This window comes from Variovorax sp. V93, from assembly GCF_041154485.1.
Taxonomy (GTDB): domain Bacteria; phylum Pseudomonadota; class Gammaproteobacteria; order Burkholderiales; family Burkholderiaceae_C; genus Variovorax; species Variovorax beijingensis_A.
This window is the reverse complement of record NZ_AP028669.1, coordinates 3,678,554-3,697,700: the sequence shown is the minus strand read 5'-3', so window position 1 is coordinate 3,697,700 and position 19,147 is coordinate 3,678,554. Positions and strand designations below refer to the sequence as shown.

Below are 19,147 nucleotides of genomic sequence, written 5' to 3'. Positions count from 1 at the left end.
TGAGGTATATCTAAATTATTTTCGATATATCTAAAAAAGTCAAACAGCTCTGCCTTTCGCATCACTGCGGCGCATCCATGGGCGGGTAAGGCAGTGGGGCCGAGGCCCCGGCAAACGGGCGGGCGGCGCCCGTCCGGTGATCAGGCGATCATCGATTCCAGGTCGGACGCCAGTTCGCGCGGTGCCGGCATGTCCTGCATCACGTCCTCGGAGAGGCCGATCGCGTCGGCAGGCTGGGCTGGCCATACGTGTTGCGCGTCGCCGATGCGCAGCCCTTCGCGCTCCAGGGCGACGCGCCAGACCGCCAGGTGCAGCACGCTGGCGAGCGGATCGACGTGTTCGGCCTCCATCGGGTTGGCGAAGGAGGAGAGGGCGCTGACGAACTCGGGTGCGAATTCCCAGCGGGCCGCCAGCCGCGCGCCGACCTGGCCGTAATGGAAGCCAAACTTCTGCCGCTCCACTTCGAGCCGTCCCATGCGGTCGAAGGGATGCACGGCGTTGAGTTCGGCCATCGGCTGCTTCATGGCGCCGGCCATGATCAGGTGGCCGATGGCGTGCATGCTGCCGACCGTGAAGGCCAGGCTCTGGTCCACGCGGCGCGTCTTGCCCGCGAGGTAGCGGGCCACGGCGGCCACGCGCAGGCTGTGCGACCAGAAGGCCGGCAGGTGCACGCCCTCGACCTTGCGGAAGGTGCCCGTGAGGCCGGAGCTCACCACCAGGGAGCGGATCGAGGAGAAGCCCAGCAGCTGGATCGCGTCCTGGATCGAGAGGATCTTGCGGCGCAGCCCGAAGTACGGCGAATTCGCCATGCGCAGCACGCGGGCCGTCAGCACCTGGTCGAGCTCGATCTTGCGTGCCACCACGGAAACCGCGGCGTCCTCGTTGCGCAGGAGCTCGATGAGATCGAACACCACCTTGGGCACCGTGGGAAGCAAGTGGCTGTCGGTAAACAGTTCGTCCAGGGTCATGGCGATCTCGGGCTGTAGTTTTTTGCTGCCCGGGATTGTCCTGCAACCTTAGTGTTACATGTTGATGTCTTCGGAATCAGGCCCCCTCTCGCGGCCCGGTTGCAGACTTCCAGCAACACCGATGCGGTCGCGGCGCGCCAGGCACGGCGTTGCCTGGCTGCCGAGACAAATCGCGTGACGTTCTTGCACCGGCCCTATATATTGCGCCAACGATACAACCTGTTGCGTTCTCTGCCGTGCCGCGCTGCTGCACACGGAACCAACCGGCCTGCTTCGAGGACAGGATCAAATCCGATGTCATCGTCCGTCTGGATCAGGATTCGCTTGCCGCTGGTGATTTTCGCGGCTGGCACGGCGCTGTCGATCGTCCTGGGCGCTTCCGCCCGCCAGGAGATCGGGCGCAGTGCCCAGGCGCGCTTCGACGCAACCGCCCTCGACCTGGCGCGCAAGGTCGAAGCCCGCTTCGACGACTACATTGCCGTCCTGATCGGCCTGCGTGCGCGATTCAACACTTCCGAGACCGTGACCCGAAGCGATTTCAGGGACTATGTCGCGGGGCTGAACCTGGCGAGAGCCTACCCCGGTTTCCAGGCCGTCACCTATGCGCCCCGCGTTGCGGCCAACGACAAGCAGGCCTTCGAGGAACAGGTCCGCGGTGATGCCAGCCTCGACGCTGGCGTGGCCTCCCGCTTCGCCATCAAGCCGCCCGGTGAGCGGGACACCTACTACCCGCTGGTCTACATCGAACCGCAGGCCGGCAACGAGAGGCTGCTCGGCAATGACCTGGGCGCGATGCCCGACAGGGGAGATGCGCTCGAGCAGGGGCGCGACACCGGCGGCCTCGTCACGTCCGGCCGCAAGGTCCGCATCGCGGGCCGCGAGTCCGACATCGGATTGGCGATGCGGCTGCCGGTCTATCGGCCACGGCAGCCGCTCGATACGCTCGAGCAGCGGCGCAACGCCTATATCGGTTCGGTCGGCTCGGGCTTCAGCGTCGCAGGGATGCTGAGCGACGTGGTGGGGGCCGATGCCAGCAGGACGTTCCGGCTGCGCTTGATCGATGCCGGGCCGGGCCGCGGGGCGATCGGGACACGCGTCGAGACCAGGTTTGTCGCGGCGACCTCATTCAGCGAGCGGCAATTGCTGTTCGACAGCGCGGCCTTGGCCAAGTCCGCTGCGGCACCGGCGCGCAGTCTCGAACGCATGCTCGGCTTCGAGCTGGGCGGCCACTCCTGGCTTGTGGAAGTCGCTCAAGACGAAAACCAGGTCTTCGGCCCGCTCGACAAGGCCATTCCGTGGTTCATCGTCTTCGGCGGCCTGGCCACCAGCATGCTGCTTGCCGGCATCGTCTTTTCGCTGACCACCGCACGCAGCCGAGCCCAGATCCTGGCGAACGAGATGACCCGCCACCTGCGCACCAGCGAACGGCAGCTGGAGGAAGCGCAGCACCTGGCAAGCCTGGGCAGCTGGATCCTCGATCCCGAAACCGGAACCCTGCAATGCTCCGACGAAGCTTTGCGCATCCTGGGCTTCGAGACGGGCCCTTTGCAGCCCGACCTGCCCACGCTGCTCCTGCGTGTTCCGGCCGCAGAACGCCCCGCGGTCGAACAGCAGCTCGCGCTGGCCTCCGGGTCCACGGAACGCAGCGAATTCGAGCATCGCCTGTGCCTGCCCGATGGCACCGAACGCTGGCTCCACGTCATCGCACAGTCGGCCGAAGAAGACGGAAAGACGATGGTGCGCGGTACCGTGCGCGACGCCACCCGGCCGCGCAAGGATGCATTGCGCCAGGGGCTCGAATACAGGATCGCGCGTCTGCTTGCCGGCGATGGCAGGGCCGAGACGGTGATCTCGCAGGCGCTGGAAGCCGTATGCACCGACCTGCGCTGGGACTGCGGCGCGTTGTGGAGCGTTGGCGAGGACGGCGTGGTTCGCTGTGCCGCCGCCTGGCATGCCGAGCACATTCCCCCGGCGGTGCGGCAATTCGCTTCCGACAGCCGGTCGTTCGAATACCAGGCCGACGAAGGCTCGCTGGGCCGCGCCTGGAAAACCGGCGGCATCGTGCAGATCAACCTGTTGGCGGCTGCGGGCCATTTCGCGCGCGATGCGATGGCCCGCGAGGCCGGGCTGGCCGTCGGCGTCGTCGTGCCGATGGCCGTTACCGATTCGATCACGGCGCTGGAGCTCCTTGGTTCCAACCCGTACGCCGTCGACGCCGAGACGCAGGAGTCGCTGCGTGTGATCGCCTTGCAGATCGCCCAGTACAAGCAGCGCAAGCTGGCTGAGAGAAGCCTTCGTTTCATGGCCAGCCACGACGGACTGACCGGCCTGTTCAACCGCGCCGCGCTGCAACACGAGCTTGCTCGCGCCATCAAGCGCAGCAACCGCCATCAGAAGCAGTTCGCGGTGATATTCGTCGACCTGGATCGCTTCAAGCACATCAACGACACGCTGGGCCACGGCGTGGGCGACGAGATGATCAAGATCTGCGGCGAGCGCCTCACGGCGCTGCTGCGCGAGACCGATATCGTGGCGCGTTTCGGTGGCGATGAGTTCGTGCTGCTGCTGGAGAACCTGTCCAGCGCGAACGATGCCGCGGGGCTCGCCGAAAAAGTGCTGGCCTGCTGCGCCGAGCCTTTCTTCCTCGCCGGACGCGAACTGCACGTCAGCGCCAGCGTCGGCGTGAGCATCTACCCGGACAACGGCGGCGATGCAGAAGCACTCCTGAAGAACGCCGACACCGCGATGTACCGGGCCAAGGAAAGAGGCCGCAACACCTTCCGGTTCTACGCCGCGAAGATGAATGCACAGAATACCGAACAGCTGATGCTTGAAAGCGCACTGCGCCATGCCTTGGAACGTGGCGAGCTCGAAATGCACTACCAGCCGAAGATGAATCTGCAGACCCAGCACATCGTCGGCGTCGAGGCGCTGATGCGCTGGCACCACCCTGTCCTGGGCATGATTCCGCCGGTGCAGTTCATTCCGATCGCCGAAGAGCTCGGCTTGATCGTGTCCTTGGGCAAATGGGCGCTGGAGAGGGCTTGCGCCGATGCGCGATCGTGGCAGAAATCCGGTTTGCCAAAAGTGCTGATGAGCGTCAATTTGTCGCCGCGCCAATTCGGAAGCCGCACGCTCATCGCTGACATACAGGCCGTCCTGGAAGCCTCGGGCCTGGAGCCGTCGCTGCTGGAGCTGGAAATCACCGAAGGCGCGGTGATGGCGAATCCCGAGCGTGCGGCGAAATTGCTCCGGACGATCCGGGACATGGGCGTCGGCCTCGCCATCGACGATTTCGGAACGGGCTATTCGTCGCTCTCCTACTTGAAGCACTTCCCGCTGTCGACGGTCAAGATCGACCGCTCCTTCATCAACGACCTTTCGCAGGACGCCGACGCGCGGGCGCTCATCGACGGCATCATCACGCTGGCCCACGGGTTGCGGATGAAGGTGGTCGCCGAAGGCATCGAGACCACGGCCCAGCTCGATTACCTGCGCAGCCACGGTTGCGACGAGGCACAGGGCTATTGGCTGTGCAAGCCCGTCCCTGCCGACGAGGCACGCAACTTCATGGCGCGTCACTTGCGCAACCAGTTTGCTCCATCGGAGGCCGCCTGACGGCCGAACTTTTGAAGCAATCGTCGCCGGGCACGTTCGCTCGGACCTTCCTCAACCTTCACAGGAGCATTCATGATCCATTCCAGCCAGCGCAAGACACTGGAGCAGACGATCGCCGCCATCGAGGCGATCGACCTCACGCCGATCAAGTTCAAGGCCTGCCGCAAAGAGGATGGCTACGGCTGGTCGGCAGGCTACGCGGACCAGATGGAGGTGGCCTACAAGCGCTACTTGATACTGCACGCCAAGCACCCCGACCTGACGCTCGCTCCCGAGCAGGACGTCGACCGCTTCTGGCACATGCACATCCTCGACACGAGAAAGTACGCAGCGGATTGCGAAACCGCTTTCGGCTACTTCCTGCACCATTTTCCGTACCTCGGCCTGCGCGGCGAGGAAGACGCCAAGGCGCTGCAAGCGGCCTTTCTGGAGATGCAGCGCTTGACCGCCGAGGAATTCGGCGAGCCGGCGGCCGCAGCCCGGCACGAGCCGGGCAAGGATGCGGCGGCATGGTGCTCGCTCGAGGCGGGCAAACCCGCAGCGGCATGGTGTTCGCTTGAGGCAGGCAAACCCGCAGCGGCATGGTGTTCGCTCGAGGCGGACAAACCCGCGGCCGCGTGGTGCTCGCTCGAGGCGGACAAACCCGCGGCCGCGTGGTGCTCGCTGGAGGCGGGCGCTGCCTCCGCGGCAGACCCCTTGGCGATGGCCGGCGCCTCCGAGCTGGCCGCTTCCGCTCGCAGGTTCGAGCTTGGCGTGAACAGGTGAAGGATTGGCGAAGGGACGAGGCGGCGGAGCCGCTCGTTCCTTCGCCTGGGTTCAGCGCTGCGGCATGTCCTTGACCGAGTAGCCCAGGCTCACCGTCGCATCCTCCGGAATCGCGGGCATCCTGGCATTCCAGGCCAGCCAGTCTTCCCGCATGGCCGCGAGCCGCCCAGGCTCCTTCTTGCCCAGGTTCGCCCGCTCGCGCTCGTCGGCCGGAATGTTGAACAGGTATTCGTTGCCGTCCACCTTCAGGTACTTCCAGTCGCCATCGCGCATGGCCTGCTGGCCGCGATGGTTCATGCGCCAGTGCAGCGGGCGGCGGAAACTGTGCTTCGCGTCCTTCAGCACCGGCATCAGCGACACGCCATCGAGCGGGTAGTCCGCATCGGCCTTGACGCCGGCCGCGTCGAGCATGGTGGCGGACCAGTCCATGGTCATGCACAGTTGCCGGCTCTCGCCGCCCTTGGCAATCACCGCGGGCCAGTGCGCGATCCATGGCACGCGGATGCCGCCTTCGGTCAGGTCCATCTTGCCGCCGACCAGCGGCCAGTTGTCCGAAAAGCGCTCGCCGCCGTTGTCGCTGGTGAACACCACCAGCGTGTTGTCGGCCATGCCGTGCTTCTCGAGCGCGGCCATGATCCAGCCGATGCCTTCGTCCATGTGGTGGATCATGCGGCGGTAGACATGGATGTTGCCGCCGGCCAGGTCGAACAGGTTGTCTTTCACGAGCGGCGCCTTCCCGGCGTCGTCGCGCGTTTCCCAGGGCCAGTGCGGCGCGGTGTAGTGCAGGCTCAGGAAGAAGGGCGCGTCCTGCTTCGACATGCGCTCCACGTAGTCGACGGCGCGCCTGGAGAGGATGTCGGTGAGGTAGCCCTCTTCCTTTCTGTCTTCCTCGCCGAACCACAGGTCGTGGCGGCCGGTGGAGTCGCAGTGCGTGAAGTAGTCGACGCCGCCCGACATCGGCCCGAAGAACTCGTCGTAGCCCGAGCGCAGCGGCCCGAAGGTGGGCGGATAGCCCAGGTGCCACTTGCCGATGAGCGCGGTCTGGTAGCCGCCGGCCTTCAGCAGCGAAGGCAGCGTGGGGTGCTCGGTCGGCAGGCCGAGCGTGGTGCTGCCGCGGCTCTTGCTGTTGATGGGCTCCTCGGCCGCGCCGCGCAGGCGGTACTGGTAGCGCGCGGTGATCATCGCGAAGCGCGTGGGCGAGCACACGGGCGAGTTCGAATAGCCCTGCGTGAGCTTCAGGCCGTTGGCCGCCAGGCCGTCGAGCACGGGCGACACGGGGCCGAATGCGGCGTCGCGGCCGCCGTAGCAGCCGAGGTCGGCATAGCCGAGGTCGTCGGCCACGATGAAGATGATGTTGGGTCGGGTCATGTCTTTGGAAAGGCTCAGGGCTGGTAGCCGGATTTCTGGACGACGGGGGCCCATTGCGCCTTGTAGGCCTTGAGCATCGCGGCGGTCTGCGCCTGCGTGCTCACCACCGGCGTCATGCCGGCGTCCTTGAACTTGCGCTGCGTGTCGGCATCCTGCATGACTTCGTGGATGGCGGCGGCCAGGCGCTCGGCCTTGGCCTTCGGCATGCTGGCCGGCGCGAAGAAGGTGTTCCAGCCGGTGGCGGCCAGGTCGAGGCCGGCTTCCTTGAAGGTCGGGATGTTCGGCGCGAAGGGCGAGCGCTTTTCGCCCGAGAGCGCGAGGATGCGCAGCTTGCCGGTGTCGTGCAGCGGCAGCACCACGTCCTCGGTGTCGACCGAGATGGGCACCTGGCCGCCGATCAGGTCGTTCAGCAGCGGGGCCGAGCCGCGGTAGCCGATCACCTGCGTCTGCACCTTGGCCTTCTCGCCCACCATCAGGCCGAAGAAGTGCGGCAGGCTGCCGGTGGCCGGCACGCCCACGTTGGCCTGGCTGGGATTGGCGCGCATCCACGCCAGCAGGTGGTTGAGCTCGCGCACCGGCAGCGTGGGCGACACCGACAGCGCGAAGTTGTAGGTGTTGACGTGCGACACGGGCACGAAGTCGCGCTCGGCGTCGTAGTTGTTGTCCTTGAAGACGAGCGGCGCCACCACCATCACGGCCGGATTGGCGAGCATCAGCACGTTCTGGCCGGCGGGTGTGAGCTTGACCTGCTGCGCGGCAAGGCGGCCGCCGGCGCCAGGCTTGTTGTCGACGATGACCGGCACGCCCAGTTTGGCGCCAAGCTTGTCGCCGACGATGCGCGCCACGCGGTCGGTGGCGCCGCCGGGCGCGTAGCCGACGACGATGCGCAGCGGGCTGTCGAGCGCCTGGGCGCCCGCGCTGGCGGGCAGGGCGGCGATGGACGCCATGAAGCCGGCCGCGGCAAGCAGCGCGGCAAGGCGGCGGGTGATGGGGATGGTTTTGGGCATGTGGGGGTTCCTCCTCGGTTCGGTCGTTCGTTCGGTTGTTCAGTCGGTGGCCTGGAAGTTCACGGCCTTCATGATGCCCGCCCAGCGCGCGGTGTCCTCGCGCATGGTCTTGAGCAGCGCCTCGCTGCCGTCGCCGACCGGGTACATGCCGTTCTGCAGCAGCAGCTGGCGCACCTCGCGCGCATTGACGGCCCGGGTGAATTCGGCGCGCAGCGTGTCGATGACGGGCTGCGGCGTCTTGAGCGGCGCATAGTAGGCAAACCACGCGGTGGCCACCACGTCCTTGTAGCCGGCCTCGACGAAGCAGGGCAGGTTGGGCATGAGCGGCGAGCGCTTCTCGCCGCTGGTGGCCAGCACCTTCGCGCGGCCCGTGGACAGCATCTGCTGCGCACCGCCGACGGTGTCGAAGTAGACAGGCACGGTGCCGCCCATCAGGTCCTGCCGCGCGGGCGTGGAGCCGCGGTAGGGCACGTGCACCATCTTCAGTCCGGCCGCGCGGTTGAGCATCTCGCCGAGAAAGTGCGAAGGCGTGCCCGCGCCATAGGAGCCGAAGCTCAGCTTGTCGCCCTGCGCCTTGGCCCAGGCGATGAACTCGGCCAGCGTGTTGGCAGGCACGTCCTTGTGCACGGTGAGGGCCAGCTCGAAGCGCGCCGCGTTGATGATCGGCACGAAATCCTTGATGGGGTCGTACGAGAGGCTGCGGTACGCGCTCGGGAACATGGTCATCATGCTGGCCGTGCCCAGCAGCAGGGTGTGGCCGTCCGGCGCGGCGGTCTTGACGGTTTCCGCCGCAATCCGGCCCGCCGCACCCGCGCGGTTGTCGATGATGAGCGGACCCAGCGTCTCGCGCACCTGCTGCGCGATGGCGCGCGTCAGCACGTCCTGCGTGCCGCCGGCGGGCACGCCGATCAGCACCTTGACCGGCTGGCCGGGCTTGAAGGCCTGCGCCCGCGCATCGAGGGCGAGCGGCGCCAGGGCGAGCCCGCCCAGCGCGGCGAGCGCGCGGCGGCGGCCGAAGGTGGAAGAAAGAAGGGGCGTGCTGGGCATGGGGCGGTGTCTCCGGGATCTTCTGGGGTTGGTGCTGGATCCCGAAGGACTTTAGAGACGCTACATTCGATTGATCTAATCAACCATCCCCCGGACTAACCCCCAATGACCGCGCCGCGCCGCTCGCTGGACGACCTGCTGCTGTACCGGCTTTCGCGGCTGGTCGGGGTGGCGGGCGGCATGGTGATCCGGCTGTGCGAGGGCCGCTTCGGCATCACGCGGCGCGAATGGCGGCTGATCGCGGTGCTCGCGAGCCGCGGTGAACTGGGCTCCTCCCAACTGGCCGAGCATGCCCAGCTCGACCGCGCGCGCACCTCGAAGGCGGTCGGCTCGCTGGTCGAAAAACAGCTGGTCTCGCGCGTGGCCCGCGCGGGCGACCGGCGGCAGGTGCTGCTGGGCCTGACCGAGAGCGGGCAGGCGCTGTACGGCGAGCTTTTTCCGCTGGTCACGAAGATCAACGCCGAGCTGATGGAGGCCCTGGGCGAGGAGGACGCCACGCGCCTCGACGAATCCCTGCGCCGCTTGCAGGCACAGGCCGAGCGCATGGTGCAAAAGGCCGTGCTGCCCAAGGCCGACCGCGGGCGCCGCGGCGCAGCCGGCATCAGTCCACCTTCATCCCGGTCGCCTTGACGATGCGGCCGTAGCGCGCCTGGCTGGCTGCCAGGCGCTCGGCCGCGGCGGCGCCGGTCTCGCCGAGCGCCACCATGTCGAGCGAGGCCAGGCGCGCCTTGACCTCCGGCAGCGCCAGCGCCTTCTGCAGCGACTGGCGCAGCACCTGCATCACGGGCTCGGGCGTGGCGGCCGGCACCATCGCGAGGTAGAGCACCTCGAATTCCAGGTCCTTCAGGCCGAGTTCGCCCACCGTGGGCACCTCGGGCAGCAGCGGCGAGCGCTGGCGGCCGGTTACGGCCAGCGCGCGCAGCTTGCCGGCCTGCACCTGCGGCAGCAGGCCCGGCGTGGCGAGGATGCCGGCCTGCACCTCGCCGCCCAGCAGCGCCATCACGGCCGGCGCGTTGCCCTTGTAGGGCACGTGGGTGATCTTGGCGCCGGTCGCGGTCGAGAAGATGCCGGCCGCAAGATGCCCCGGGCTGCCGTTGCCGGCCGAGCTGAAGGTGGCGGGCTCGGCCTTGGCCTGCGCGATGAATTCCGGCAGCGTCTTCGCCTTCACGGCGGGCCCGACGCCGAAGCCCAGGCCCGACGAGCTGAAGATCATCAGCGGCTTCAGGGCGTTTGCCGCGAAGGGCATCGACGCATACAGGTGCGGATTGATGGTGAAGGTGCTGTCGATGCTCAGCAGCACCGTGTAGCCGTCGGCCGGGCTCTTGGCCACGAGGTCGGCGCCGATGTTGCCGCCGGCGCCGGGCCGGTTGTCGACCACGAAGGGCTGCCTGAGCTCTTTCTGCAGCACGTCGCCCAGCGCGCGGCCGAGAATGTCGAGCGGACCGCCGGCCGGGAAGTTGGTGATGAATTTCACCGGCTTGGCGGGGTAGGCCGCGTCGGCATGCGCGGCCGGGCTGCCGAGCGCAAGGCAAAGCGCCGCGCAGGCAGCCGTGGCGGCAAGGGCCAGGCGGCGCGATGCGCCCGGGGCGTTCTTCTTCGAGAAACCGGTGGTCATGTGTTTGCTTGTCTCCGTACAGCCGGCACTCTAGGAGGCAGAGGCGGCCCGCACAACTGAAAGCTCTTCTGCCAGCTATTCCAGCTGGTTATATTTGGATGGCCGCCTCACAGGGAAGCCTCCCATGTCAGCCATGAACAACTTTGCGCGCCTCAAGCTGCGCCACCTGCAATGCCTCGTGATGGTGGCGCAGGAGCGCAATCTCGTGCGCGCGGGCAAGGCCCTGTCGCTCACCCAGCCCGCGGTGTCCAAGACCATTGCCGAGCTCGAGGAGATCGTCGGGCGCCAGCTGCTGCTGCGCCGCCGCCGCGGCGTCGAGCTCACGCCGGCGGCCGAGGTGCTGGTGCGCCATGCCGTCTCCGCGCTGCGCGGGTTGCGCGAAGGCATGGGCCTGGCCATGGACCAGCCCGAAGCCGACCAGCTGCGCGTGGCCGTGGGCGCGCTGCCCAACATGGCGGCCAACCTGTTGCCCGAGGCCGTCGCGCAGCTGTATGCATCGCATCCGGCGCTGCGCGTGCGCGTGGTGAGCGGCACCAACGCGCAGCTGATGACGCAGCTGCGCCAGGGCGAGATCGATCTCGTGCTCGGCCGGCTCGCGCAGGCTTCGGCGATGGCCGACCTGGCGTTCGAACAGCTCTACAGCGAACCGCTGCTGCTGGTGGTGCGCCCGGGCCATCCGCTCGCGGCGCGGCGCAGGCCCAGGCTCGACGCCCTGGCCGCCCATCCGCTGGTGCTGCCGGTCTCGGGCACCCTGATCCGGCACACGGCCGATGCCTTCCTGATCGCGCAGGGCATGGCGCTGCCCAGCCGGCTGGTGGAGGCGACGGACACCAGCTTCGTGGTCGGGCTGCTGCAGCGCTGCGACGCCGTGTGGTTCGCGCCGCAGGGTGCCGTCGAGGGCTTCATTGCGCAGGGCGCGTTGAAGCGCGTGGCCATCGACACCTCGGGCACCGAGGGGCCGGTGGGCTTTACCGTGCGGCGCGGCGGCGAAGCGGGCGAGGGCGCACGGCTGCTGGTCGAAGCGATCCGCGGCATCGTCGCGGCTGCGGCGGGCGGCAACCGGGGCAGTGCCGGCGTCAGGAAACCCGCATGAACACCGCCCCGAGCGAACGCCAGCAGATGGTCGATGCGCTGCGCGGCTTTGCGCTGCTGGGCATCCTGGTGGTCAACATCGCGAGCTTCGCGTCAACCTACTACGGCCTGGGCATTCCCGATCCGATGGCCGTCTCGCCGGCCGACCGCGGCGCCTCGTTCGTGCGGGCCCTTGTGTTCGAGAGCAAGTTCTATCTGCTGTTCTCGTTCCTGTTCGGCTACAGCTTCACGCTGCAGATGCGCGCGGCCGAGCGCGACGGCAAGCCCTTCGTGCCGCGCATGGTGCGGCGGCATGTCGGGCTGTGGGCCCTCGGCGTGGCGCATGCCGTGCTGCTCTACTACGGCGACATCCTCACCGCGTATGCCGTGCTGGGCGCCGTGCTGCTCGTGCTGCGGCGGCGCAGCGATGTGTTCCTGGCGTGCACGGCCATCGTGCTGGTGCTGCTCACTTCATTGCTGTGGGCCGCGGTCGGCCAGATGTACACGCACGCGGACATGCAGATGGCGGCGCAGGCGGCCTACGGCGAAGCCGCCGCGGCGCTGGCCGCCTACCGCGCCACGCCCGCCATGGTGGTGGTGCAGCATCTGCGCGATCTCTCGCAGACCTGGTGGATCACGGCGCTGGTGCAGGCGCCGGAGGCGCTGGCCATGTTCCTGGCGGGCTTCATCGCCGGCAAGCGCGGGCTCCTCGCACATGCCGAGGCGCATCGCACACTGTGGTGGCGCGTGTTCTGGTGGGGCCTTGCCATCGGCCTGCCGGGTGCGCTGGCCTACGCCTGGCCGACCTTGCGGCTGAGCGATCCGGTGCGCGACATCCAGGCCCTCGCGCTCACGCTGCTGACGGCGCCGTTCCTGTCGGCCGCGTATGCGGCCGGCATGCTGCTCGTGTTCCAGAGCGCTCGCGGCCGGTGGCTGGCGCAGCTGCTGGCGCCGGCGGGGCGCATGGCGCTGTCGAACTACCTGCTGCAATCGGCGGCTTGCGCGTGGATCTTTCTGGCCTACGGGCTGCGCTGGATCGGAACGGTCGGGCCGCTGGCGACATTCGCGGTCGCGTTCGCGATCTTCGCGGGCAACCTGGCGCTGAGCCACTGGTGGATGCAGCGCTTCGCCTACGGCCCGGCGGAGTGGCTGCTGCGGGCCTTCACCAACCTCCAGCGCCCGCCGCTGCGGCGGCGCCGGCATGTGGATCAGCGCGACAGCAGCGCCGAGAGCTGAAACACGGCAAAGCCCAGCAACAGCACGCCCGACAGCCGGTTGATGGACTGGAGCACCCGCGCACCGAGCTTGTGCCGCACCATCGACACCACGGTAGAGAGGCCCAGCCACCACATGGCCGACCCGAGGAAAACGCCCGTCACCATCGTCACGGCAGCGCTGCTGCTGCCGCTCGCATGCCCGGTGCCGATCGACGCGAACACCGCGACGAAGGACAGGATCGTCATCGGGTTCGCGAGCGTGAGCATGAACACCGACAGCGTGGCTTTGAGCGGCGTGGCGGCGTCCTGCGCGCTGCGGGCCTGGGTGGCGGCCGGTGCGCGCAGCAGCTGCACACCCATCCACGCCAGGAAGGCCGCGCCGCCGAGCGCCAGCGGCACGCGCGCCGCCACCATCGACGAGATGACCGCCGACACGCCAAACGCGCCGATCGCGCCGTAGCACGCATCCGCCAGCGCGGCCCCGAGGCCGCTGAGAAAACCGATGGCACGGCCGTGCGCGAGCGTGCGCTGGATGCAGAGCAGGCCTATGGGACCCACGGGTGCGGCAATCGACAGCCCGATGACCAGGGCCTTGAGGAAAAGAGAAAAGTCCATGCCTGCAATTGTTCGGCGCAGGCTGGATAGCGAGAATGGCGAAATTCAGGCGTGCAGCCTGCCCAGCCTGAAATCGGAAGTGAAATTCCCAACTGCACCTTAGATTCATGGAAATCGACTCCAAGAACTGGCAAATCCTCGACGCGCTCCAGCAGGACGCGCGCACCTCGCTGACGGCGCTGGCGCGGCAGGTGGGCTTGTCCGTGCCCTCGACCTCGGAGCGCGTGAAGCGGCTCGAGGAGGCCGGCGTGATCGAGGGCTACCGCGCGGTGGTTCCGCCGCGCAAGGCGGGCTATACGGTGACGGCGCTGATCGGCATCACGACCGCGCAGCCCGACAAGGCCCGGCTGCTGAAGCTGCTCGATGGCCGGCGCGAGGTGCTCGAGTGCTTTCACGTCACCGGGCAGGACTCCTATGTGCTGAAGGTGGTCGCCCGGGACATCGAACATCTCGAGGCCTTCGTGAGCAGCATCAACCACCTGGGGGAGACGCGCACATCGATCGTCATGTCGGTGCCGATTCCGGCGCGCGCGGTGGCGGTGCCGGCGGGCGCCGTGCCCGGATGACGTGCGGCGGTGCGCTGCTTCAGGCCGCCGCCGCGCCCGGGAGCGGATCGGCCTCGATGCGCATCTTCGGCAGGAACTGCGGGTACTCGCGCTGCATGAAGTCGAGGAGGCCTTCGCGCACGGTGCAGCGCAGGTCGAAGGCCAGGCCCGAGGTGGCGGCGGTGCACAGCACCCGAACCTGCATGCTGCGCTCGGTCGCATCGGTGACGCGCATGTTGAAGAAGCGGCCGTCCCATTCGGGCGCCGCCTTCACGATGCGCTCGGCCGCTTCGCGCAGCGGCGCCAGCGGCATGCCGTAGTCCACGTAGATGAAGACCGAGCCGAGCAGCTGAGCCGAATGGCGCGTCCAGTTCTGGAACGGCTTCTCGATGAAGTAGCTGAGCGGCAGGATCAGGCGCCGGTCGTCCCAGATCTTGAGCACCACGAAGGTGCCCGTGATCTCCTCGACGCGGCCCCATTCGCCCTCGACCACCAGCACGTCGTCGATGCGGATCGGCTGGGCCAGCGCAATCTGCAGCCCGGCAATCAGGTTGCTGAACACCGGCTTGGCGGCCAGGCCGGCCACGATGCCGATCACGCCGGCGGAGGCCAGCAGGCTGGCGCCGACCTGGCGCGCGCCCGGAAAGGTCATGAGCATCATCGCGCCGCCGGCCACCAGCACCATCGACATGGCCGTGCGCGCCAGTACGCGCGTCTGCGTGAGCACGCGGCGCGCCTGCAGGTTGTCGGCGATGTCGGACGGATGCTGCGCGAGCACGCCGTCGGCAAAGCCGCTGATGGCCCTCACCGCGAGCCAGGTGGTCGCGGCAATCAGCAGCAGGCCGTTGAAATGCCGCACGCTGCCGAGAAAGCGCAGGTCCTCGGGTGCCGCCTGGAAGATGAGCAGCAGCGCCAACAGCGGCAGTACCAGCCGCGCCGGTGCGTTGCAGTTGATCACCATCGCGTGCACCGCGGGCGCGGGGCGGGTGATCCGTTTCAGCACGAGACCGCCGATGCGGTGGACCAGAAGAGCGAGCGGGACGGCGACGAGAACGGCAATCCAGGTGCCGAACCAGGGGTGGGCAAGTATCTCTTGGGTCATCAGGCGGGGGTCGTTGCTGCGTCTGTTGTCTCGTCCAGGTGTTGAAGAATGCGCGCCGCGTCGTCGCGCAGCTGCGTCGAAAGTGCCGTGGCCAGATCGAGCCGGCGCAGCAGCCAGGGGCTGATGTCGTTGTCGAACGGGTCGGGCAGGGGAATCGGGCCGCCCACGGTGGTGGAGCCGGTGCTTTCGGGCAGCGAGGGACCGGTGGTCGGCGCGCTGCCGATGGCGGCCTCGATGCGCTGCGCGGTGCGCGCGAGCGGGCCTTCGATCTCGGCGGCCGTGAGCCGGTCGCGCCGCAGCACCAGCATCGACTTGACGGCGCTGAGCTGCGCCAGCAACTGGTAGCTGTGCGCCTGCAGGTGTTCGAGCGGCTCCAGTGGCGGCTGCACCGCGCGCGGCTCCGACAGCGAGCGCTGCGTGGCCTGCACCAGGGCCGAGAGGCTGTCGTAGGCCTCGCGGCGCGCGAGCCGCCATTCGAGTTCGGGGCTGCTGTCGATGGCCTGCAGCTGGCCCAGGCCGAGCGCCAGCCGCGCATGGCGCGCCTGCGCGGTGAGCGTGCGCGCCACCAGCGCCGGAATCTGCCCGCGCTCCCACGAGGGCAGCACATAGCAGAAGCCCCAGGCCAGCGCGGCGCCGATCAGCGTGTCGGCAATGCGCTCGAACAGCGCGAAGATGGGCGCGGCGCCGGTGTTGAGCATGTGCGCCTGCACCAGGCCCAGCACGGTGGCCGCCACCGCCGTGATCAGGTAGCGCCGCACCGCAAAGCTGTGGGCGATGGCCTGCGCCACCGTGAGGATGACCAGCAGCGCGAGCGGCGACGGATGCGCCGAGAGCAGGCCCACCGCGAGCACGCTGCCCAGCAGCGTACCGGCGACGCGGCTGTTGCGCCGCTCCAGCGTCTGCGAAAGGCTGCCGCGCAGCACCACCACGATGGTCAGCAGGATCCAGTAGTCGTGCGAACCCCAGGGCAGCGACACCGCAATGGCGTAGCCGGCCGCAATGGCCAGTGCCGCGCGAATGGCGTGGCGCAGCGGCGGCGCGTCCCAGCGCCACAGCGTGAGAAAGGGCCGCAGCGACCAGTCGGTCGGGCTCACGAACATCTGCCAGTTGGCGCGCACCACCGCAAGGTTGGGCTCGGCATCGCCGCGCGCCATGGCCGACAGGCGCAGCACCTCGTCGTTGATGTGGCCGATGCGGCTGGCCAGGCCGCGCGCGAGCATGGCGGCGTTCGGGCCCGGCAGGCCGTGGCTCGGCGCATGGTCCTCGCCCGGGAGATGGATCGACGCGAGCCGCGGCCGCCGGTCGGCCACCACTTCGGGCTCGCGGCCCATCAGCAGCGCGTCGCCGAGTGCGGTGGTGTCGTCGGCCAGTTCCTCGAGCACCCGGCGCATCTCGATGAGGGCCTGGGCATGCGCGGGATGGCTCTTGAGCGCGTCCAGGTCGAGCTCGCTCGCGAGCAGCTGGTCGCGCATCTCGAGCACGATCACCAGCATGGCGGCGAGCCGCTGACGGCGCGGCGTGCGCGGCGATTCGAGCACGATGTCGCGCGTGGCCTGCAGCTGGTCAGCCAGCGCGGCCTGTTCGCGCAGCAGCCGGCCCAGCAGGGGCGCGGGGGTTTCGCGGATGTCGCTGGTGTCGTCGCGCGGCGTGAACTGGCTGGCCTCGGTGCGCATCAGCGCGGCCAGCGAATACAGCACGTCCGAGACCGACTGCACGCGGAAGCGCGAATTCAGCGCATGGTTGGCGAGCGTGGCCCAGATCACGTAGAGCCCGGCGCCCAGCCCGAAGTGCCAGGTGCGCTCGAGCGCCTCGGCCATGCCGCTGGGTGCGGGCGTGGCCATCGAGAAGATCATCGAGAACATCACCGCAATGGCGATGGGAATGCCCCGCTTGCCCCATGCCATGGCCAGGAAGGCGACGAAGGTGGCGGGCACCAGCACCAGGCCCAGGCGGATCGGCGCGGCGTGCAGCAACTGCACCAGGAAGAACAGCGGCAGCCCGATCAGCGGGGCCGGCAGCATCTGGAAGAACTTGCCGCGGCGCGGGCCGGGCAGGTCGGGCGGGGCCGTGACGATCACGCCCACCGCGGCAGTGGAGGCCGCGATGGCGCCGAGCCACAGGTGCACGCCGGCCGAGATGACGAGCAGGCCGAGCGCGACCGTGAGGCCGCTGGCGACGTACTGGCTCAGCGCAATGCGCAGCGCCGCACGGAACCGGAGGGCGGCACCTGGCCCCTGCATCACTTGGCGGAAGCGTCGCCTTCGGAGGAGCCGCCTGCAGGCGCGTCGCGGCGCACGCGCGTGAGCTTGCGCTGCACGGGCGCGGCCGGTGCGGCGGCGGGAGCGGGCGCCTCGCCGTCGAGCGGCGCGGCCGTCAGGTCGGTGACGGTGCTGCGGGCGTAGAGGTCGACCGATTCGTCGGCACCGGGCCGCGCGGCGGCCGACACGGCGCGCACGCGGTCGCTGGCGCGCATCTTGTCGTCGATGCCCGCGAACTTGGAGTACTTGGCGAGCAGCGGCACCAGCTGGCCGTAGATGCGCGGTGCGCCGGCCAGGCATTCGCGCTGTTCCAGGAAGTCGGGCTCGCCCGTGAAGTTGCCGATCAGGCCGCCGGCTTCGGTGACCAGCAGCGAACCCGCGGCCACGTCCCAGGGGTTCAGGCCGGTCTCGAAGAAGCCGTCGGTGAAGCCGGCCGCCACGTAGGCCAGGTCGAGCGCCGCGGCGCCGGGGCGGCGCAGGCCCGCCATGCGGGGCATCATGTCGGCCATGATGGCCAGGTACTGCTTGAAGTTGTCGCCGCTGCGGAACGGAAAGCCCGTGGACACCAGGCATTCGCTGAGCCGGGTGCGCTTGGACACGCGGATGCGGCGCTCGTTCATGTAGGCGCCGCGGCCCTTGGTGGCGGTGAACAGGTCGTTGCGGCTCGGGTCGTAGATGACCGCCTGCTCGATCTTGCCGCGCACCGCGAGCGCGATGGACACGCAGTAGACCGGGAAGCCGTGGATGAAGTTGGTGGTGCCGTCGAGCGGATCGATGATCCAGACGTACTCGGAATCCTGGGCGCCATGCTGGGTGCCCGATTCCTCGGCCAGGATGCCGTGCCCCGGATACGCGCCAAGCAGCGTTTCGATGATGACCTGCTCGCTGGCGTGGTCGACTTCGGTGACGAAGTCGTTGACCTGCTTTTGCGAGATGCGCACGGCCTCGACGTCGAGGGCGGCGCGGTTGATGATGGCGCCGGCGGCGCGTGCGGCCTTGACGGCCACATTGAGCATGGGATGCAGGTTGGGGGACGACATTCTGGATTGTGAGAAGAACGGTGGGGTAGGTCCCCCGGAGGCGGTCCGGCGATGCGGGCGGCGAGAATCGGGCATTTTACCGGCTCCGCCCGTTAGTGTCTCCCAACCCGCCATGCGCACCCGTTTCATCCTGATCCAGACCAGCCACGCCGGCAATGTGGGCGCCGCCGCCCGCGCCATGAAAACCATGGGTTTCGACGACCTGGTGCTGGTCGCGCCCCGATGGGCCAACGTGCTGCGGCGCGAGGAAACCATCCAGCGCGCGAGCGGCGCCCTCGACGTGCTGACCAACGCCCGCATCGTCGAGACGCTCGACGATGCGCTCGACGGCGTGACCCACCTGTGCGCCACCGCCATGATCCCGCGCGACTTCGGACCGCCCACCCGCACGCCCCGGGAGCACCTGGAGCCGCTCGCGAAGCAGGGGGAGCAGCACGTGGCCTTCCTGTTCGGCTCCGAGCGCTTCGGCATGCGCAACGAGGATGTCTACCGCTGCAACGTGGCGCTGAGCATTCCGACCGATCCGAAGTTCGGTTCGCTCAACCTTGGGGCCGCGATCCAGGTGGTGGCCTACGAATGGCGGCTTGCCCTGGGCGGTTACGAGGTGCGCGATGCCACGGCGCCCATCGAGGCGGCCGATGCCAAGGCCGTGGCCGGCATGCTCGACCACTGGGAGCGTTCGCTGGTGGAGATCGGCTTTCTGGACCCGGCGGCGCCCAAGAAGCTGATGCCGCGGCTGCAGCAGCTTTTCAACCGCGCCCAGCCCACGCCGGAAGAAATCCACATCCTGCGCGGCATCGCCAAGGCGATGGCCGATGCGGCCCGGACGCCCCGCAACGGCTAAAACCCCCATCGTTCGTACGCGAAGAACCCGGGCTTTAGACTGCCCTCCCCATATCGATATAACGACA

The 19,147-nt window shown here is 68.5% G+C and carries 16 protein-coding genes; 7 read left to right on the top strand and 9 right to left on the bottom strand.

Features of this window, described 5'->3' with window-relative positions; all coding sequences use genetic code 11:
• Positions 1-140: 140 nt before the first annotated feature.
• Positions 141-968, bottom strand: coding sequence for an HDOD domain-containing protein (locus tag ACAM54_RS17500; protein WP_145746209.1), 828 nt, complete (start codon positions 966-968; stop codon positions 141-143).
• Between the two features lie 294 nt (positions 969-1,262).
• On the opposite strand from ACAM54_RS17500, the gene ACAM54_RS17495 reads away from it, so the two are divergent.
• Both ACAM54_RS17495 and ACAM54_RS17490 read left to right on the top strand, forming a co-directional pair.
• On the top strand, positions 1,263-4,586 hold the full coding sequence (locus tag ACAM54_RS17495) for an EAL domain-containing protein (protein ID WP_369648397.1): 3,324 nt from the start codon (positions 1,263-1,265) through the stop codon (positions 4,584-4,586).
• A 72-nt stretch (positions 4,587-4,658) separates the two neighbouring features.
• Complete coding sequence (locus tag ACAM54_RS17490; RefSeq protein WP_369648396.1) at positions 4,659-5,351, top strand: hypothetical protein; 693 nt, start codon at positions 4,659-4,661, stop codon at positions 5,349-5,351.
• A 51-nt stretch (positions 5,352-5,402) separates the two neighbouring features.
• On the opposite strand, the gene ACAM54_RS17485 is transcribed toward ACAM54_RS17490, so the two are convergent.
• Genes ACAM54_RS17485 through ACAM54_RS17475 form a run of 3 tightly spaced genes read right to left on the bottom strand, consistent with a single transcriptional unit; the run spans position 5,403 to position 8,773 of the window.
• The gene (locus ACAM54_RS17485; RefSeq protein WP_369648395.1) at positions 5,403-6,719 is read right to left on the bottom strand and encodes a sulfatase; all 1,317 of its coding nucleotides are present in this window, start codon (positions 6,717-6,719) and stop codon (positions 5,403-5,405) included.
• Between the two features lie 14 nt (positions 6,720-6,733).
• Positions 6,734-7,726 carry a Bug family tripartite tricarboxylate transporter substrate binding protein gene (locus ACAM54_RS17480; RefSeq protein WP_369648394.1) on the bottom strand — a complete coding sequence of 331 codons (993 nt, stop codon included), beginning with the start codon at positions 7,724-7,726 and terminating at the stop codon, positions 6,734-6,736.
• A gap of 39 nt (positions 7,727-7,765) precedes the next feature.
• The gene (locus ACAM54_RS17475) at positions 7,766-8,773 is read right to left on the bottom strand and encodes a Bug family tripartite tricarboxylate transporter substrate binding protein (protein ID WP_369648393.1); all 1,008 of its coding nucleotides are present in this window, start codon (positions 8,771-8,773) and stop codon (positions 7,766-7,768) included.
• 105 nt (positions 8,774-8,878) lie between these two features.
• Here ACAM54_RS17475 and ACAM54_RS17470 point away from each other — a divergent pair, with 105 nt between their 5' ends.
• Complete coding sequence (locus tag ACAM54_RS17470; protein ID WP_369648392.1) at positions 8,879-9,403, top strand: MarR family winged helix-turn-helix transcriptional regulator; 525 nt, start codon at positions 8,879-8,881, stop codon at positions 9,401-9,403.
• Here the strand turns inward: ACAM54_RS17470 and ACAM54_RS17465 are convergent.
• Positions 9,375-10,388, bottom strand: a complete 1,014-nt coding sequence (locus ACAM54_RS17465; RefSeq protein WP_369648391.1) for a Bug family tripartite tricarboxylate transporter substrate binding protein — start codon at positions 10,386-10,388, stop codon at positions 9,375-9,377. The two genes, ACAM54_RS17470 and ACAM54_RS17465, sit on opposite strands and share 29 nt — an antisense overlap.
• A gap of 124 nt (positions 10,389-10,512) precedes the next feature.
• Here ACAM54_RS17465 and ACAM54_RS17460 point away from each other — a divergent pair, with 124 nt between their 5' ends.
• Together ACAM54_RS17460 and ACAM54_RS17455 are read left to right on the top strand one after the other, a co-directional pair.
• Positions 10,513-11,481 (top strand): LysR substrate-binding domain-containing protein, encoded by a 969-nt coding sequence (locus ACAM54_RS17460; RefSeq protein WP_369648390.1) that lies wholly within the window; start codon positions 10,513-10,515, stop codon positions 11,479-11,481.
• A complete protein-coding gene (locus tag ACAM54_RS17455) occupies positions 11,478-12,695 on the top strand; it encodes a DUF418 domain-containing protein (protein ID WP_369648389.1) in 1,218 nt (405 codons plus the stop codon). The genes ACAM54_RS17460 and ACAM54_RS17455 overlap by 4 nt, the downstream gene beginning before the upstream one ends.
• On the opposite strand, the gene ACAM54_RS17450 is transcribed toward ACAM54_RS17455, so the two are convergent.
• Positions 12,668-13,291, bottom strand: a complete 624-nt coding sequence (locus ACAM54_RS17450) for a LysE/ArgO family amino acid transporter (protein WP_369648388.1) — start codon at positions 13,289-13,291, stop codon at positions 12,668-12,670. The two genes, ACAM54_RS17455 and ACAM54_RS17450, sit on opposite strands and share 28 nt — an antisense overlap.
• Before the next feature lie 107 nt (positions 13,292-13,398).
• Here ACAM54_RS17450 and ACAM54_RS17445 point away from each other — a divergent pair, with 107 nt between their 5' ends.
• Positions 13,399-13,857 (top strand): Lrp/AsnC family transcriptional regulator, encoded by a 459-nt coding sequence (locus tag ACAM54_RS17445; protein WP_012748664.1) that lies wholly within the window; start codon positions 13,399-13,401, stop codon positions 13,855-13,857.
• A 19-nt stretch (positions 13,858-13,876) separates the two neighbouring features.
• Here the strand turns inward: ACAM54_RS17445 and ACAM54_RS17440 are convergent, their stop codons facing one another.
• The 3 genes from ACAM54_RS17440 to ACAM54_RS17430 are packed head-to-tail and all read right to left on the bottom strand — an operon-like array spanning position 13,877 to position 18,236.
• Positions 13,877-14,938, bottom strand: a complete 1,062-nt coding sequence (locus tag ACAM54_RS17440) for a mechanosensitive ion channel family protein (protein WP_369648387.1) — start codon at positions 14,936-14,938, stop codon at positions 13,877-13,879.
• Complete coding sequence (locus ACAM54_RS17435; RefSeq protein WP_192323566.1) at positions 14,938-17,178, bottom strand: FUSC family membrane protein; 2,241 nt, start codon at positions 17,176-17,178, stop codon at positions 14,938-14,940. The genes ACAM54_RS17440 and ACAM54_RS17435 overlap by 1 nt, the downstream gene beginning before the upstream one ends.
• A complete protein-coding gene (locus tag ACAM54_RS17430; protein ID WP_145746222.1) occupies positions 17,178-18,236 on the bottom strand; it encodes an inositol monophosphatase family protein in 1,059 nt (352 codons plus the stop codon). Before ACAM54_RS17430 ends, ACAM54_RS17435 begins: the two co-directional genes overlap by 1 nt.
• 112 nt (positions 18,237-18,348) lie before the next feature.
• Between ACAM54_RS17430 and ACAM54_RS17425 the strand changes: the two genes are divergently transcribed.
• Positions 18,349-19,080, top strand: coding sequence for an RNA methyltransferase (locus ACAM54_RS17425; RefSeq protein WP_145746223.1), 732 nt, complete (start codon positions 18,349-18,351; stop codon positions 19,078-19,080).
• The last annotated feature ends 67 nt before the right edge of the window (positions 19,081-19,147 follow it).

Bases quoted from the DNA above. Each gene is read 5' to 3' on its own strand.
- ACAM54_RS17490 (WP_369648396.1), top strand. From the start codon at position 4,659: ATGATCCATTCCAGCCAGCGCAAGACACTGGAGCAGACGATCGCCGCC.
- ACAM54_RS17455 (WP_369648389.1), top strand. From the start codon at position 11,478: ATGAACACCGCCCCGAGCGAACGCCAGCAGATGGTCGATGCGCTGCGC.
- ACAM54_RS17485 (WP_369648395.1), bottom strand. From the start codon at position 6,719: ATGACCCGACCCAACATCATCTTCATCGTGGCCGACGACCTCGGCTAT.
- ACAM54_RS17470 (WP_369648392.1), top strand. From the start codon at position 8,879: ATGACCGCGCCGCGCCGCTCGCTGGACGACCTGCTGCTGTACCGGCTT.
- ACAM54_RS17435 (WP_192323566.1), bottom strand. From the start codon at position 17,178: ATGCAGGGGCCAGGTGCCGCCCTCCGGTTCCGTGCGGCGCTGCGCATT.
- ACAM54_RS17440 (WP_369648387.1), bottom strand. From the start codon at position 14,938: ATGACCCAAGAGATACTTGCCCACCCCTGGTTCGGCACCTGGATTGCC.
- ACAM54_RS17495 (WP_369648397.1), top strand. From the start codon at position 1,263: ATGTCATCGTCCGTCTGGATCAGGATTCGCTTGCCGCTGGTGATTTTC.
- ACAM54_RS17460 (WP_369648390.1), top strand. From the start codon at position 10,513: ATGTCAGCCATGAACAACTTTGCGCGCCTCAAGCTGCGCCACCTGCAA.
- ACAM54_RS17450 (WP_369648388.1), bottom strand. From the start codon at position 13,291: ATGGACTTTTCTCTTTTCCTCAAGGCCCTGGTCATCGGGCTGTCGATT.
- ACAM54_RS17480 (WP_369648394.1), bottom strand. From the start codon at position 7,726: ATGCCCAAAACCATCCCCATCACCCGCCGCCTTGCCGCGCTGCTTGCC.
- ACAM54_RS17500 (WP_145746209.1), bottom strand. From the start codon at position 968: ATGACCCTGGACGAACTGTTTACCGACAGCCACTTGCTTCCCACGGTG.
- ACAM54_RS17425 (WP_145746223.1), top strand. From the start codon at position 18,349: ATGCGCACCCGTTTCATCCTGATCCAGACCAGCCACGCCGGCAATGTG.
- ACAM54_RS17465 (WP_369648391.1), bottom strand. From the start codon at position 10,388: ATGACCACCGGTTTCTCGAAGAAGAACGCCCCGGGCGCATCGCGCCGC.
- ACAM54_RS17475 (WP_369648393.1), bottom strand. From the start codon at position 8,773: ATGCCCAGCACGCCCCTTCTTTCTTCCACCTTCGGCCGCCGCCGCGCG.
- ACAM54_RS17445 (WP_012748664.1), top strand. From the start codon at position 13,399: ATGGAAATCGACTCCAAGAACTGGCAAATCCTCGACGCGCTCCAGCAG.
- ACAM54_RS17430 (WP_145746222.1), bottom strand. From the start codon at position 18,236: ATGTCGTCCCCCAACCTGCATCCCATGCTCAATGTGGCCGTCAAGGCC.